The sequence below is a fragment of the Eisenbergiella tayi genome (assembly GCF_001881565.1).
GTDB classification, from domain to species: Bacteria; Bacillota; Clostridia; order Lachnospirales; family Lachnospiraceae; genus Eisenbergiella; species Eisenbergiella tayi.
In genome coordinates this window covers 92,449-108,341 of record NZ_MPDJ01000002.1, presented here as the reverse complement: position 1 = coordinate 108,341, position 15,893 = coordinate 92,449, and the positions used below count along the sequence as shown (strand labels likewise).

Annotated in this window: 17 protein-coding genes and 1 pseudogene; 16 read left to right on the top strand and 2 right to left on the bottom strand. The window is 43.1% G+C overall.

What is annotated here, in order from left to right; translation table 11 throughout:
• Nucleotides 1-60: 60 nt before the first annotated feature.
• The 6 genes from BLA28_RS34115 (at nt 61) to BLA28_RS09080 (ending at nt 5,815) form a co-directional block, all read left to right on the top strand.
• Nucleotides 61-870, top strand: coding sequence for an SHOCT domain-containing protein (locus tag BLA28_RS34115; protein ID WP_069156923.1), 810 nt, complete (start codon nt 61-63; stop codon nt 868-870).
• 717 nt (nt 871-1,587) lie between these two features.
• Complete coding sequence (locus tag BLA28_RS09100; RefSeq protein WP_071699067.1) at nt 1,588-3,558, top strand: ABC-F family ATP-binding cassette domain-containing protein; 1,971 nt, start codon at nt 1,588-1,590, stop codon at nt 3,556-3,558.
• A 187-nt stretch (nt 3,559-3,745) separates the two neighbouring features.
• Nucleotides 3,746-4,039 (top strand): ArsR/SmtB family transcription factor, encoded by a 294-nt coding sequence (locus tag BLA28_RS09095; RefSeq protein WP_071699066.1) that lies wholly within the window; start codon nt 3,746-3,748, stop codon nt 4,037-4,039.
• Nucleotides 4,039-5,037, top strand: a complete 999-nt coding sequence (locus BLA28_RS09090) for a permease (RefSeq protein WP_071699065.1) — start codon at nt 4,039-4,041, stop codon at nt 5,035-5,037. The genes BLA28_RS09095 and BLA28_RS09090 overlap by 1 nt, the downstream gene beginning before the upstream one ends.
• Before the next feature lie 17 nt (nt 5,038-5,054).
• The gene (locus BLA28_RS09085) at nt 5,055-5,408 is read left to right on the top strand and encodes a thioredoxin family protein (RefSeq protein WP_071699064.1); all 354 of its coding nucleotides are present in this window, start codon (nt 5,055-5,057) and stop codon (nt 5,406-5,408) included.
• A gap of 5 nt (nt 5,409-5,413) precedes the next feature.
• Entirely contained in the window at nt 5,414-5,815 is a 402-nt protein-coding gene (locus BLA28_RS09080; protein ID WP_071699063.1) for an arsenate reductase ArsC, read from the top strand.
• Nucleotides 5,816-6,171: 356 nt separating this feature from the next.
• Here the strand turns inward: BLA28_RS09080 and BLA28_RS09075 are convergent, their stop codons facing one another.
• A complete protein-coding gene (locus BLA28_RS09075) occupies nt 6,172-6,723 on the bottom strand; it encodes a helix-turn-helix domain-containing protein (protein ID WP_071699062.1) in 552 nt (183 codons plus the stop codon).
• A 221-nt stretch (nt 6,724-6,944) separates the two neighbouring features.
• Here BLA28_RS09075 and BLA28_RS09070 point away from each other — a divergent pair, with 221 nt between their 5' ends.
• A complete protein-coding gene (locus BLA28_RS09070; RefSeq protein ID WP_071699061.1) occupies nt 6,945-7,526 on the top strand; it encodes a LysE family transporter in 582 nt (193 codons plus the stop codon).
• 52 nt (nt 7,527-7,578) lie between these two features.
• Here BLA28_RS09070 and BLA28_RS09065 read toward each other — a convergent pair whose 3' ends face one another.
• On the bottom strand, nt 7,579-8,523 hold the full coding sequence (locus BLA28_RS09065) for a helix-turn-helix transcriptional regulator (RefSeq protein ID WP_143131490.1): 945 nt from the start codon (nt 8,521-8,523) through the stop codon (nt 7,579-7,581).
• Nucleotides 8,524-8,665: 142 nt separating this feature from the next.
• Between BLA28_RS09065 and BLA28_RS09060 the strand changes: the two genes are divergently transcribed.
• From BLA28_RS09060 to BLA28_RS09030, 9 genes and pseudogenes are all read left to right on the top strand, one after another.
• A complete protein-coding gene (locus BLA28_RS09060; protein WP_071699059.1) occupies nt 8,666-10,024 on the top strand; it encodes an MATE family efflux transporter in 1,359 nt (452 codons plus the stop codon).
• Between the two features lie 47 nt (nt 10,025-10,071).
• Entirely contained in the window at nt 10,072-10,233 is a 162-nt protein-coding gene (locus BLA28_RS33690; RefSeq protein WP_169897222.1) for a hypothetical protein, read from the top strand.
• A gap of 209 nt (nt 10,234-10,442) precedes the next feature.
• Nucleotides 10,443-11,606, top strand: coding sequence for an iron-containing alcohol dehydrogenase (locus tag BLA28_RS09055; RefSeq protein WP_071699058.1), 1,164 nt, complete (start codon nt 10,443-10,445; stop codon nt 11,604-11,606).
• Nucleotides 11,607-11,618: 12 nt separating this feature from the next.
• The gene (locus BLA28_RS09050) at nt 11,619-12,065 is read left to right on the top strand and encodes a C-GCAxxG-C-C family protein (protein WP_069423406.1); all 447 of its coding nucleotides are present in this window, start codon (nt 11,619-11,621) and stop codon (nt 12,063-12,065) included.
• Complete coding sequence (locus BLA28_RS09045; RefSeq protein WP_242955431.1) at nt 12,059-12,592, top strand: rhodanese-like domain-containing protein; 534 nt, start codon at nt 12,059-12,061, stop codon at nt 12,590-12,592. The genes BLA28_RS09050 and BLA28_RS09045 overlap by 7 nt, the downstream gene beginning before the upstream one ends.
• Nucleotides 12,593-12,659: 67 nt before the next feature.
• Nucleotides 12,660-12,818, top strand: a pseudogene (locus BLA28_RS34870) (AlkZ-related protein); the annotation flags it as partial.
• Nucleotides 12,819-13,029: 211 nt separating this feature from the next.
• Entirely contained in the window at nt 13,030-13,611 is a 582-nt protein-coding gene (locus BLA28_RS09040) for a sugar O-acetyltransferase (protein WP_071699056.1), read from the top strand.
• Nucleotides 13,612-13,894: 283 nt separating this feature from the next.
• On the top strand, nt 13,895-14,860 hold the full coding sequence (locus tag BLA28_RS09035; RefSeq protein ID WP_169897221.1) for an ABC transporter permease: 966 nt from the start codon (nt 13,895-13,897) through the stop codon (nt 14,858-14,860).
• A 20-nt stretch (nt 14,861-14,880) separates the two neighbouring features.
• Nucleotides 14,881-15,786, top strand: coding sequence for a carbohydrate ABC transporter permease (locus BLA28_RS09030; protein ID WP_169897220.1), 906 nt, complete (start codon nt 14,881-14,883; stop codon nt 15,784-15,786).
• The last annotated feature ends 107 nt before the right edge of the window (nt 15,787-15,893 follow it).

The following is a 15,893-nucleotide window of genomic DNA, read 5'->3' as shown; positions in this document are numbered from 1 at the left end:
AGTTGATTGCCAGTAAGCTATAATAAATATAATTATAGATTAATGGGAGGATGAATTGTCGTGGGAAAAACTTGTATTTATTGTAAAAGAAATTTGGGCTTTTTGAATGGAAAGATTAATTTAAATGATGGTAATGCTATTTGTACAGCTTGCGCAGAAAAAGCGGGAATAAATACATTTTCTGGAACTGCAATAGTAGCGGCTCAAAATATAAGTTCGGAAAATCTGATACGAATGATAGATGGGAAGAAGCCATTAACAAGCGAAGATATGATGCTTGTTCCATATAGGGAAAAAAATATGGCCCGCATTGATAATTTTACACCAACGAATAGAGTGGGAATATTGGTACAATTTGATGATAATGCGAAAGAATTTATAGTTGGAAACGGGGATACAGCGGACCTTTTTCAATATGAAAATATAGTGGATTATGAGTTGTTACAAAATGGTGCTACTGTTTCAAAAGGTTCTATGGGAGGTGCTGTTGTAGGAGGTTTATTATTTGGAGCAGCAGGTGCAGTTGCAGGCGCTGCTGGAAGTAAGCGAGTAGAAATTGATGTATGCACAAATTTATCAATTAAGCTTACATTAAAAGATACATATAGAAAAGTATGTTATATAACATTTATAAATAGCAGTTTGGCAACAAATTCAAATGCTTACAATGTTGCGTATACATTAGCACAAAACTGTATGTCATATTTTAAAATTGCATGTGATATGGTTCAAGAGGGCCAAAAACCAAATAACACTATGGTACAAAGTTCTAATGCAGATGAACTAAGAAAATTTAAAGAACTTTTGGATGATGGTATAATAACAGAAGAAGAATTTCGAGTAAAAAAGAAGCAATTATTGGGATTATAGCTGTATGTTCATAAGGGCTGCACAGATTATGTGTAGCTCTTTTATTATACAATATAAAATAGCGAGGATATCAAGAAAGAAAAGGTACTTCAAGTGGTAGACCTGCACTTGCGGATCTTTCCGCAAATACTGTGAAAAGTAGAGAATCGAACTTAGACATATGAAATATGAAATTCCAGAACAGGGTATGGAATTACAGTTTGTGCACCGTTTGATAATCTGCCGTGGTTCAGGAAGGTGGGAAAAAGTGTGTGAAGTATTTCCTTTGGGAGACTTTGACAGTCTGTAAAAAGCTAAAAATCCCGTTGACGCTGCTTCCTTCCCATGCTATAGTAAAAATTAATACGGCGGTAGGTTTACCGCCTGTTAAAAAAAGATGATTGTCCGGAGGAAACCCATGAAGCGCTGCTGGTAGTAAACCACAACTGAAAGACTGACAAAGAACTGCATTGCTATTAAAGCGGCGGCTTTTTTGTCAAGGAGATTCGTAGGATGCGGAAAGAATCCGCATACAATACGGATTTATTTTTGTTGTATTTACAGACAGGCAGCAGGGAACAGCGTTTGGTACAGGCCATCATGCAGGGGGAAGAATACACTTCCATATGAATGCATGGCGGATGCTGTGCATGTGTACCGGTTTTTTGCACTGTTTGGAAACAAACAGTGTTTTTTTATGGAAAATCCGGGATAAGGGGAAAAGAGAGGACATTTATCATGTTATATCAGATTTGCAACGGAGCAGTAAAATTCGCGGCGGAAACAGTGCTGGAGCATATAAATTTTGAAATCCGCAAGACTGAGAAAATTGCGGTAGTGGGACGGAACGGATGCGGGAAAACCACTTTATTGAAGCTTATTGCGGGAGAGGTGGAACTGTCCAAAAGGGATAGCGATGAGGATATCTATATCGCCAAAGCAGGAAAGCCGGTAATCGGATATTTAAAACAGAATGCATTTGAAGATGATTCGCTGACCATGGAAGAGGAAGTGAGAAAAGCCTTTTCAGATATCCTTCAGATGAAGGAAGAGATGGAACGCCTGGTGGCTGTCATGGATGGGGAAGACGGAGAATCGGTGATTTCCCGCTATGTGAGGCTGGAAGAACAGTTTGCTTACCTGGGCGGCTATACCTTTGAAAAAGAATATGAAATTGTTCTGAAGAAGCTGGGCTTTGCCCCGGAGGATAAAAAGAAGAAGCTTTCCGAGTTCTCCGGAGGACAGCAGACGAAAATAGCCTTTGCCAGAATGCTTTTGAGTAAGCCGGATATCCTTCTTCTGGATGAGCCTACCAATCATCTGGATATGGCGACTATTAACTGGCTGGAAGGGTATTTGAAGGATTATGACAGAGCCGTAGTCATCGTATCCCATGACAGGATGTTTCTGGATCGTGTAGTGGATGTGGTTTATGAAATAGAATATAAAACGGCGGTGCGGTATCCCGGAAATTATTCCGCATTTATGGAACGCAAGCGGCTGAACTGGGAGAAGCAGAGAAAAGATTATGAACTGCAGCAAAAAGAAATCGAACGGCTGCAGACACTGGTGGAGCGGTTTAAAAACAAACCTACCAAGGTGGCAATGACCCGGTCAAAGCTCAAACAGATCGAACACATGGTTAAGGTCGATGCGCCCGTCAGATATGATTTGAAAACCTTCCATGCAGATTTTAAGCCGGCAAGAGAAAGTGTTACGGATGTACTTCGGGTATCCCAGCTTGCAATAGGCTATGAGAAACCTCTGGCGACAGTGACATTTGAACAGAAAAAGGGGCATAAAATAGGTATAATCGGCGACAATGGCGCCGGAAAGTCAACTCTGCTTCGTACGCTTACCGGTCAGCTGGAGCCTCTGGGCGGCAGTTTTGCCTTTGGGGACAGAGTGGATTGGGGATATTTTGAACAGCAGATGGCGCAGTATACCAGTGATAAAACAGTTCTCGATGATTTCTGGGAGGAATTTCCGGATCTGAAGCGCCTGGATGTCCGTTCCTGGCTGGGAGCATTTTTGTTCGGGCAGGAGGAAGTGTTTAAGCAGATCAATATGCTGTCAGGCGGGGAAAAGGTGCGGCTGGCGCTGGCTAAAATCTTCCGCCGGCTGCCTAACTACCTGATTCTTGATGAGCCGACCAACCATATGGACATCGTAGGCAAGGAATCTCTGGAGGCCATGCTTAAGGAATATCCCGGAAGTGTACTTTTTGTATCCCACGACAGGTATTTTGTTAAGGAAATTGCGGATTCCCTGCTGGTATTTGAGGAAGGTACTGTAAATTATTATCCCTATGGTTATGAGCAGTATTGGGAGAAGGTGCAGGCGGAGCAGCCGGAACAGCCGTTACCGGAGGACAGAAAAATACAGCGTCCGGGAAATGCCCCCGATATTCTGCGGAAGAAAACAGGACAGGAAGAACAGTCAGCATATAATGAGAAGCCAGAAGTGGATCAGAGCAGCCAAAAGGGCTATAATCCTGGAAAAGAAGCGGCTAAAAAGAAACGTCGCCAGGAACGTCTGGAAATGCTGATTGAGGAGAACGAAGAGCAGATAGCTGCATATCAGGTACAGTTGGAGGATCCTGCGGTGCAGGCAGATTATGAAAAGTTGATGGCTCTGGAAGAACTGCTTCGAGCGGCAAACGAACGGCTGGAAGAACTGATGGCGGAATGGGATGAAATAATAACATAATTGCAATGCTTGCGGTTCCAGGGGATTCCCATGGAACCGTTTGCATTTCACAATAGTATTAGGAATCTATACAAAATTCCTTTCTGTATTTTGTGATACGAAGCAATTAGCGTTGAAAACATATTGACAATCATCTATGTGTTGCGTATAATAACGCATAGACGAATATCAATGTGAGGTGAATAATATGAATACAATGGATGTGGCACTGATTTGCAGGGCGCTTGGAGATGCTAATCGTCTGCAGATAGTTCAGATGCTTTCAGATGGGGAAAAGTGCGGTTGTAAGCTGTTGGAAAAATTTGAAATTACCCAGCCCACGCTTTCTCATCATATGAAAATTCTTTGCGAATGCGGACTGGTGGAAACAAGGAAGGAGGGAAAATGGTCATACTATTCTCTGCACTGTGAGACCTTTTCAGCATTTAAAAAGTTTATTGAAGGTTTTTCCTGCTGTAAAGGTAAAGAGGAGGAGGCATAATGATTTGGACTTTTATTCAGGATGAAGTGCTTGGTATGCGATGGCTGAATCTGCTGATTGGAAATGTGCTTTCCTCTTTGGGAATGAATGTTGGTTCACGTTTGGGGGGAAGTATACAGTTTTTTATTTATGATGTCATTAAAATTACAATACTTTTATGTTTCCTGATTTTAATGATATCTTATATACAGAGTTATTTTCCACCGGAACGAAGTAAAAAAATTATGGGGCGTTTTCATGGTATTTGGGCGAATATTATTGCGGCCCTTTTGGGAACGGTGACACCATTTTGTTCCTGTTCGTCTATTCCCTTATTTATCGGATTTACCAGTGCAGGTCTGCCGCTTGGAGTGACTTTTTCTTTCTTGATATCTTCGCCAATGGTTGATTTAGGGAGCCTTGTTTTGCTGATAAGTATTTTTGGAACTAAGATTGCGGTGGCTTATGTAATTGTTGGTCTTGTGATTGCAGTAATTGGCGGTACTTTAATCGAAAAGCTGCACATGGAGCCATATGTGGAGGAATTTATCTTGAATGCAAGTGCTGTGGATATTGATTCTCCCGCGCTGTCTCAAAAGGAACGATGGATTTATGCAAAAGAACAGGTAGTATCCACTTTTAAGAAAGTATTTCCCTATATACTGGTGGGGGTAGGAATTGGTGCATTGATTCATAATTGGATTCCTGAAAGTTGGGTTGAGGCTGTGCTGGGAAGCAATAATCCATTTGGGGTAATTATTGCAACTTTGCTTGGTATTCCCATGTACGCGGATATTTTTGGGACGATTCCAGTTGCTGAGGCGCTGCTTTATAAGGGAGCACAGCTTGGCACTATCCTGGCATTTATGATGGCAGTCACTACGTTATCTCTTCCATCTATAATTATGTTACGGAAAGCAGTGAAACCGAAGCTGCTGGTTTTATTTATTGCTATATGTACAATCGGAATTATTGTGGTAGGGTATCTGTTTAATATTTTTCATTTTTTACTTATTTAACGCAAGGAGGAAAGATTATGGGATTGTTTGGTAAGTTAAAACAGGAAGCCAAAGAAACAGGAACCTGTTGTGGTGGAGACTGTAATGCAGATACTATGGCAGAGGCAGAAAAAGTGAAAAAAGCGAGCAGTGGAGTGAAGATATTGGGCTCCGGATGTGCAAAGTGTAATGAACTTGAGAAGGCAGCGCAGGAAGCACTTGAAGAGTTAGGGATGGATATGGATATTGAACATGTAACGGATTTTACACAGATTGCAGCTTATGGAGTTATGACGACTCCTGCTCTGGTTGTGAATGGCAAGGTGGTATCTTATGGGAAGGTATTGAAGAAGGAGGAGGTTGTGAATTTATTACTGAAAGCAAGAGGATAGGGAGTATGAGTAAATATAAGGTGGCTTTTATCTGTGTTCATAATTCTTGTCGCAGTCAGATGGCGGAGGCATTAGGAAAAAAGTTTGCATCGGATGTGTTTGAGAGTTATTCAGCTGGTACGGAAACAAGTCCGTTAATAAATCAGGATGCAGTAAGGATTATGAAGCAGCTTTATGGAGTCGATATGGAGCAGACACAGTATTCCAAAGTAATTTCGGATATCCCTCCCGTGGATGTAGCAGTGACGATGGGATGCAATGTACAGTGCCCATCTCTTCCATGCAGGTATCGTGAAGACTGGGGATTGGAAGATCCAACAGGAAAATCGGATGAAGTATTTATTGAGACTGCGCATGAGATTGAAAAGAAGGTTAAAGAACTGAAAAAAATTCTATGTGATGTATAAATTAATATAGTATATTCTGCGTATATTACTGGATAATTATCAGGATGGTTATTGAAGGTTAAATAGTAAAGGATAACGAAAGAAGGGTATGGCGAAAGCCATACTTTTTCTTTCTGGTTATAAGGAGAAATTAAGCATAATATGCACTTTTATTTACCGTTAAATGAGGATGGAACCGTAAATTATAATCCCTGTGGTTATGAGCAGTATTGAGAAAAGATGCTGCAAAAAGAAACATCGTCAGGAACGGCTGGAAGAACTGATGGCGGAATGGGATGGAATAATAACATAATTGCGATGAAAATGGTTCCGGGGGACTCCTGCGGAACCATTTGCTTTTATAATACTCATACATTCTAGGGGTTGAAAAGAATCATATGCAGGATTGCAGATTCCTGCCCTATATTTTTATAGGAATGGATTACATCGGCCTTAAACCGGATACTTTCCCCCTTTTCAACAACAAAGCTTTGCCCGTCGGCGTAAATTTCAATTTTACCCGCAAAAATTGTAATAAATTCGACGGTTCCTTTTAAGTGCGGTTCCGATTCCCAATAACTGTCTTTGTCTAATTCCAGATAATACACTGCAAATCTACGATTCTCATCGTCCGGAAAAAGGGAATAGTTTTTTACCTTTCCTCCATCTTCAAGCAGCGGTTGGAGTTCTGCTGTTCTGACAATTTCATAGGGATTTTTAGGACGGACGGTCAAAGCATCAAACGGTACTTTCATTCCATTTGAAATTTTCCACAGCGTTGATATAGTCGGGTTTCCGTCGCCCCGTTCAATCTGTGCAAGCATACTCTTACTGACACCGCTCAGCTTTGCAAGCTCGTCCATGCTCAATTTATTTTCTTCACGCAGTCTTTTAATATTTTTAGCAACAATTACATTCATCAGATCCAAAAAGCAGCACCTCCTCTATTGACATTATAATGCACAAGTTATATTATTATATTGCACGAGTGCAATATAATATTCATTTTGTACTATTATACTATTTGAAAATGATACTGTAAAGAGGAAGAGAGCTATATATGCTTTCAAAAAGGATTTGCTGCCGTCGATGGTACCTGCGGTTTTCATAAGCGGTTATCGGCGATGGTTTTAGCAGAAAGGGGTCAGGTATGTTTCATTTATATGATTTTTTAATTTATTGTTTTGTTACCGCCTATACACCGGGAGCGAATAATCTGCTTTCCATGAGTAACGCAATACGGCTCGGTTTTCGGCGGAGTGTTCGTTTTAATCTGGGTATACTGGCCGGATTTGCAGTGGTTATGTCTGTCTGTACGGCTTTCAGCTCAGCGCTTTATTCGTTTCTTCCAAGAATAGAAATAATCATGAAGATATTGGGCGCTGCCTATATGCTGTACCTTGCATGGAAAGTCTGGAAAAGTGCAGCTGACTTGAAGCCTGGAGGAGGGAAAGAGGCCGGCTTTCTCGCCGGTATGATTTTGCAGTTTGCCAATCCTAAAATCTATATCTATGCGATTACGGCAATGACACTTTATATTTTGCCTGTTTATCATTCAATCGGTTCAACGATCGCATTTACCGTTGTTTTGACATTGATTGGCGCGTCCGGCTCTTTTGTCTGGGCTTTATTTGGAGCTGCTTTTTGCCGGATTCTTTCGAAGCATACAAAAATGGTTAATCTGATTATGGCCCTTCTGCTTGTATATTGTGCCGCTGCCTTATTCCTCTGACAGTCAGCCGGAGGAAGGACTCAGACGGAAAATCATCCACATGGGACAGGCATTAATGGATATATTCCCGCGGAGAAACACCGTAATACTCCCGGAATGCCCTGTAAAAATTACTGCTGTTGCTGTATCCCAGCATCAAAGCAATCTCATTGATTGCAAGATCTGTGCCTTTCAAAAGAATGACAGCACGCTCCATTCGCTGGGAAAGCAGGATTTCAGAAAAGGATTTGCCCAGTTCCCGGTGCAGCAGAGTGGAGATGTAGTTGGGGTGGTAAGAAAACCGTGCCGCAATATCCTTTAATGTTACCTTATCGGAATGTTCGCTTATGTATCGGACAATCCGGTCTGATAAATTGTCCGCAGGGGGCCTTTGGTTTGCAAAGGTATACTGGCGGGCCACCTGCATCAGGAACGCCAGAGCCAGGGGCTTTAATATATCCTGTGTATCTTCACCTTTATGAGCATATTCGATTACCATCATTTCCAGCAGTGTGCGGATGTTGCAGTCGTCCTCGATTTTGAAATGAAGGTATTCCTCAGAGAAGCAGTTTGTGGAAGGATCGAGAAAAAAATGGAACAACCCGGAATCCGCCGACAGCAGGGGAAGGAAGGAGCGGAAAAAGGTTTCACGCCGGATCAGCACGCCAATGATGATGGTTTCCTGATTATCATGCACACATAAGGCATGTCCGGCAAAAGGCTGGCCTGCATATAATTCCCCTTCCCGGATCGTAATCTGATTATCATATTTGTAGCTGAGAGAATCATATTCCCCCTTGTAAGTATAATTAAAGTAAAAGAAATCATGACGGTGAAACAATTCCTGCACTCCGTCACTTTTATGGACGCAGATTAAAATATTTTCCTGTTCCGGGCCTGGCCAGCAATACATTTTTTCATTCTGACTGCCGACGGGAAAGTCATGATAGGTCCAGTCAAGACCGGAGAACTGTTCCTGCAGAGCTTCGATTGACGATAACAGTATTTGTGTAACCAAGCAATCGCCTCCTCTCGTAATGATTCTATGCTATCATAGAATATTACAAATTGCCACAGCTTACGTTAAGTTTTAGCGCTGATTTCTCAGTAGAATCCGCCTATACTGATTTTTGCGTAATTATAAATCAGGAGGTTATTGAATGAAACCCAAAATACATAATGATAGAAACGCTGCCTTTTACAAAAAATTGTTTTCACTCGTACTGCCTATCGCCTTTCAGCAATTCATGCTGGCGGCAGTCAGTGCATCAGATGCACTTATGCTGGGATTTGTGAATCAGGATTCTCTGTCCGCAGTATCCCTGGCCGGACAGATTACCTTCGTATTCAACCTTTTTATGGGCGGACTGACGATGGGGACAAGTATTCTTGCAGCACAGTATTACGGGAAGGGGGATATGATCTCCATTGAAAAAATCTTTGCCTATGTCATAAAAGTATCTTTCCTGATATCCGCCATTTTCTTTCTGGCGACGCTCTTTATCCCGGAAACCCTGATGCGGATATTCACAAACGAGCCGCAGCTGATATCCAGTGGAATTGTGTATCTTCGTGTTGTTGCAGCATCTTATCTGTTTACTGGCATTTCCCAGATTTATCTGTGCATTTTGAAAAATACAGGTTGTGCCGTTAAAAGTATGGTAATTGGCTCCACTGCTGTAGTGATCAATATTTTCTTAAATGCTGCTTTGATTTACGGGCTGCTGTTTTTTCCTGAAATGGGGATTGCGGGAGCGGCTCTGGCAACGTCCATTTCAAAATTGATAGAGATGGGATGGGCCTATCTTGAGTCCCTGCGGGAAAAAAGAGCCAGACTGCGCATAAAATATTGCTTTACAACAGAAAAAAATCTGGCGCGGGATTATTGGAAATATACAATGCCGATGCTTGGCGACTATCTGGTATGGGGCTGCGGCTTCACGACATATTCCGTGATCATGGGCCACTTAGGCAGCGATGCTGTAGCAGCCAACTCTATTGCCAATATTGTCAAAAATCTGATAGTAAGTTTTTGTACCGGGCTTGGAAACGGCGGCGGTATTATCGTGGGTAACGAGTTAGGCATGGGAAATTTAAAGCAGGCAAAAGAATACGGAGGCCATCTCTGCAAGCTCGCTGTCATAAGCGGCGTCTTGTCCGGCGTGTTTTTGGTAGCGCTCACACCCGTCATTGTAAAGGTCACCACATTAAGTCCGCAGGCAACAGGATATCTTAAATGGATGCTGATTCTGTGCGCCTGTTATATGGTCGGAAAGTCCATTAACATGACAACCATAGCCGGGATATTTCCCGCGGGCGGGGACTCTAAGTTTGGCCTGATCTGTGATGCGGTTACCATGTGGGCCTTTGCAGTTCCGGCCGGTTTCTTAGCGGCCTTTGTCTGGAACCTGCCGGTAGTCATTGTATTCCTGATTATCAACCTGGATGAGATTGTGAAGCTGCCGGCGGCCATCCTCCATTACCGGAAATATGGGTGGCTGAAAAATCTTACAAGATAGATACTCTGAATCGTTACTATTTTTAATCAATCGACAGGAAGGAACAGATGAATAAAATCCTTACCATAAGGAAGTTTGGCAGCGAAGGCAGGGAACTGGGCAGAACCTTTTCTTCTCAGCTTTATCAGGCAATGGAGACGAATCAGACTACATTTCTGGAACTGGGTAAAATAATAAGAGAGATGGCGGACATGGGGAGAAACGTCTAATTATGATTTATGTATAAACACGACTTTTCTGGATATCAAAAGCCTGACTTCTGCCATAGTGAAACTTTTTGACTAAGGAAAAGGCGGCAGAATAATATTATCATTTACCACATACAAACATAAGATTTAGCGCTGTATTCTAAAATAAGACGCAATATAATTAAGTTCAGAAACAAAATACATGCAGAATCAAATAGGAGGAATAATTTATGAACAATTTTATTTTTAACATGCCGACACGCGTACTCTTTGGGGCAGGTCAGCTGAGCCATCTGCATGAGGAAAGCCTTCCGGGCAAAAAAGCCCTGATTGTCACCTCCAATGGTCAGTCCACTAAGAAATATGGTTATCTGTCCTGTGTGCAAAGGGAGATGGAACTGGCTGGGGTGGAACACATCCTGTTCGATGAAATCCGCCCGAACCCTACCCGGAAGAATGTCATGGACGGCGCAAAGGCGGTCAGGGACAACGGCTGTGATTTCGTTGTGGCCCTTGGCGGCGGCTCTGTCATGGACTGCAGCAAGTGTATTGCGCTGATGGCTGCAAACCCTGGCGATATTTGGGATTACAGCCTGAGTAAAGCAGGCGGGAAAAAGAATGCGGAATTTGACGCCCTGCCAATCGTCTGCATCACCACATCCGCCGGTACCGGCAGCGAGGTAGATATCGCGGCCGTTATCTCGGATGACGAACTGAAGGAGAAAACCGGAATTTTCTTCCCTTCCATGTTCCCCACACTCTCTGTGGTGGATGCAGACCTGATGATGAGCGTACCCCCGGCACTTACTGCTTATCAGGGGATGGATACGTTCTTCCATGCTTCTGAAAGCGTCATCAATAAAAACGAGCATCCCATGGGGGAGATGTTTGCACTTAAGGCGATTGAGCTGGTCGCGAAATATCTGCCTGCTGCATATAAGGACGGGAGCAGCAAGGAAGCCCGCGAGAATATGGCGCTGGCGAATTCCCTGGCCGCTTACTATATGCTTTGCACTTCTGCCCACACCATTGAGCATGTCATGGGAAGTTTCCATGAAGATCTGGTACATGGCGCCGGTCTTATTATGACAGCCCATGCCTACTATGACTTTTTTGCCGAAAAAAAGGCTGCTGAAGAGCCAATGATAAAGATGGCGAAGGCAATGGGAGTAGAGAACCCTGCTTCCGGAAAAGACTTCATTCAAGCATTGGATGAACTGATTGCCGCTGTGGGATGTGCCGATCTGAAAATGAGCGACGCCGGAATCACAAGAGAGGAATTAAGGCTGTATCCACAGAAGATTCACGAGGTGCTTGGAGGCGACATTACCGCGGATCCGCTGCCTTTATCGGACAATGACTATCTGGAAATCTACGAAAAATCCTACCGGTAAGGAGGGATTCACTTGGACGATAAATTAAAACTGGCAGGACAGGCATATGGGAAAGGTTTTACCTGCTCCCAGGCTGTGTTCTGCGCTTACGCCAGGGATATGGGAATTGACGAAACAACAGCCTGCCGGATTATGGAAGGTTTTGGCGGCGGCTTTGGCGGGATGCAGGAGGTCTGCGGCGCTCTCGCCGCAGCCACTGCCATCATCAGCTTTTATTCCAGCGAAGGAACGCCCGGGAATGGAGAAAAGCGAAAAAAGGTTTATGAAAAAGTATGCCGGGCAGCAGAAATTTTTCAAAAGGAATATGGCGGCATCACCTGCCGGGAGGTTTTGCATGGAGAATGCCCAAAAGCATTTCAGTGTGGGATGAAGGTGAAAGATACCGTGTTGATTATTAACCAGATTCTTGCGGAATGCCCGAAAGAAAAACGAACAGAACAGGAGATGAAAGCATGGTAAGAAAAATGGCATCCGCATTATTATTGATTATTTTGGTGACGGCAGTAACAGCCTGCAGTGAAGCAGCGTCCATCAACTCCCAGCAAAGCACCTCACAGGAAACCATTTCTGAAAACAGTACTCTGTCCACTGAAGCCCAGCCATCACAGGAGGAGCCAGCCATGAGTTCGGAAAGCCAAAATGCAATGGGAGCTATGTTACCGGAAGCAGCATTAGAATATATGAAAGAAACAAAAGATCTGGTGATTGTTGATGTGGCGGCCACAAGATGGTACGATGAAAACCATTTTGAAGGCGCGATCAATATTCCAATTGAAGAATTGGACAGTGAAACAGAGGACGCGTTATATATGGAGATTCCGGCTGGCAAACCGGTTATGATGCACTGCCGTCGTGGGATGATTGTACCGGGTGCTTATGACAGAGTATTAGAACTGCGCCCGGACATACCGGAAATTTCGTATATTGATGGTACGCCCCAATTTGATGAATATAACGAATGGATTGCCAATCAAGAGCAGAAATAGGCACAAAAGCTATTGGACGGCCTGTGTTGTTTCATTGCGGCAGTGGTAAGCGCCAGGCGGTTGGGGTGTTGCCCGCTATGCAACACCTGAATATCTGCTGGGAAGGGAAATGGTTCAATCGGCATATTTCCGTTCACCAAAAGAATCCAAAGAACGAATTTTGGCTTATTTAAGTAACCTGCTTCCGGATGCGGATAAAGGACAACTGTTGAAGATAATTGGATAAGCCTGTCGAGAGGAGTAATATTAATAAAAGATACACAAACACAAACGATATGGCAACTGTATAATCAACCTTTACCAGCCAGACTTGGGGCACGGGGAAGACAGAACGTATTCTGCTTGGCAGAGCCGATTATTCAGGTTTCTTGTGTGCTTTTTCTGATTACCGTATTTTTGATACAAAAATCGCTTGATAGCAATAAGGAGAAAATGGAATGACAGAACTTGAAAAATTAGATGCCGGACTGGAGTATGATTTTTGGGATGCGGAGGTAGATGGCAGAAAGCTTCATGCCTTGGAATGGTGCCGGAAATTAAATGCAATTCCGATGGAGCATGAAGAAGAACGAACAGCGGCTATCCGGGCCCTTTTTGGCTCTGCCGGAGAGAATACCACGGTTCTGCCGGTTTTCAACTGCGATAATGGCAGCAACATCCATGTGGGTAAAAATTTTCTGGCAAATTATAATGTAACCATTTTGGATATAGCGCCGGTTTGGATTGGAGATTATGTCATGATTGGCCCCGGCACGTTAATTACTACCGTAAACCATCCGCTTTCACCGCTTGGCCGCCGCAGGCATCTGGGAAGTGCAAAGCCTGTCTGTATTGGGAACGATGTGTGGATTGGCGGTAATGTTACCATTTTACCCGGCGTTACCATCGGAAATAATGTGGTAGTTGCCGCGGGTGCTGTTATCACAAGGGATATTCCGGACGATTGTGTTGTTGGAGGTGTACCAGCGAAGGTGATTCGAAAAATTGAAAATGATTTGACCGGAATATCTGGCTCCTAACGGATTTTTAAAGAAAATGGTTCCTTGTTTTTAGTGGAAATACTAAAAACAGGGGATTTTTTTGTCCGCTCAGCTGATGGCAATATGTGAGCCTGTGCATATGAATTGCCTTAAAATTGATAGAGATTCAACATTTGTTTGGAATAATTCAAAAAAATAGGGCTTAAAATTTTTGAAATGAAGTAAAAATGCTGCATTTTTTAAGCTTTTTAAATATTTTTTGGTTGAAGACTACAAATACAAATGATATGGTGGCCTCAGAAAAACGAAGGAGGCCATGGAAGTGAAATCGAAACAAAATAATAAGAAAGCAGTTCCGGCTGCCGGCAAAAGGCTTACCCTGATGCAGGAAATCAGAAAGAAGTGGTTTTTCTATCTGATTGCCATACCCGGTGTGATCTGTCTGATTCTGTTCTGCTATCTGCCGATGGCTGGTCTGTATGTGGTATTTGAACGTTATACCTTTCAGGGCGGGTTGTTCGGAAGCGAATTTGTTGGGCTGCAGAATTTCAAATTTTTCTTTATGAATCTGAATAATGCTATCCGGGCCACCAGGAACACGTTGGTTATCAACGGATTCAGTATTGGCTTGGGAGTGGTGGTAAATGTAGGGCTTGCGGTTCTTCTTAATGAAATTAACGGCAGGAGATATCGGAAGGTCACACAGTCAGTGATGCTGTTTCCCTATTTTATCTCCTGGATTGTGGTTGGTATGGTGGCTCTGGCGCTTTTTGATGAGAACACGGGAATTATCAATTCGGCGATTACCTCTTTGGGAGGAACACCGGTGGAGTGGTATTCCAATGCGGATTACTGGTGGCCGATTATGATAATTACAACCATATGGAAGAATGCGGGATATGGTTCCATTATTTATTTCTGTGCATTAACCGGATTTGACCAAAGTCTGTATGAGGCCGCAGAAATTGACGGGGCCGGGCGGTGGCAGAGAATCTGGCGGATAACACTGCCGCTTCTTAAGCCTACAATAATTATCATGTTTTTGCTGAATATCGGAGGAATCCTGGCGGGCGGTGTGGATCAGATTATGGGTATGACAAGCCTGAACCCGCTGCTGCTGGAAAAGACGGATACCATTGCCACGTTTGTTTACCGGTCAGCCATCGTAAACGGACAATTTGAATCGGCGTCCGCGATAACGCTTTATCAGTCTATATTCGGGTTCTTCCTTGTGCTTGGATCCAATCTGCTGGTGAAAAAATTCGACCCTGATTATGCATTGTTCTGATGAGAGAGGAGAGCTTAAAAGTGAAGAAACAACAGGAAATTCAATCCCGCAAAACCAAAGAAAGCATCCTGTGCTATGTGATTGTGGGAATTATGGCGGTAAGCTGCTTTCTGCCTCTGTGGATAGCCTTCGTGGCTTCTATATCTGATGAAACAGCAATAGTCAGTTCCGGCTTTTCTCTGTTACCAAGGAAGCCTACACTGGAAACCTATAAGTTTATTATTGAAAACAAAGGAGCGATGCTGTTCCGGGCATATGGCATATCATTTTTAACCGTGATTGGAGGTACCATTTATTCGGTAGCAGTTATGACATTATTTGCTTACGCTACGGCGCAGAAGAAAGAAAACTTCCGGTTTGCCAATGTATTGTCCTTTTTTGCCTGGTTTACGATGATTTTCAGTGGAGGTCTGCTTCCCTGGTACATACTTTGTACGAAATATTACGGACTTCAGAATAATATATGGGCGTTGATTCTTCCGTATGGGATGAATGTGTTTTATATGTTTGTACTGAAAAGTAACTTTAAGGCGGTTCCGGAAGAACTGGTGGAGGCGGCCAGGATTGACGGGGCAACGGATGCGAGAGTTTTCTTTTCCGTGTCACTTCCTTTGGCAAAGGTGGGACTGGTGAGCGTAATACTATTTATGGCGCTCCAGTATTGGAATGATTTTTATCTGTCGCTGTATCTGATTACCAAAACGGATCTGTATACGCTGCAGAAGCTTCTTTATAATATGATGGCAAATATTTCTGCACTGCTTACGAATTCTTCTTTGCAGTCGGCTAAAGAACATATTGTTTTACCATCGAATACGGCAAGAATGGCAATGACTGTATTTACTGTGCTTCCGGTACTGGTATTTTATCCTTTTGCACAAAAATATTTTGTGAAAGGAATTACGGTAGGAGCAGTGAAAGGTTAACAGCAGCCGGATAAACTGATATATCAGGTAAGTTGGCCGGAGTGATATCATAGTTGATGAATGTGCATCAATTGGATATAGTAAACAAGAGGAGCGGTTTTTGAAAC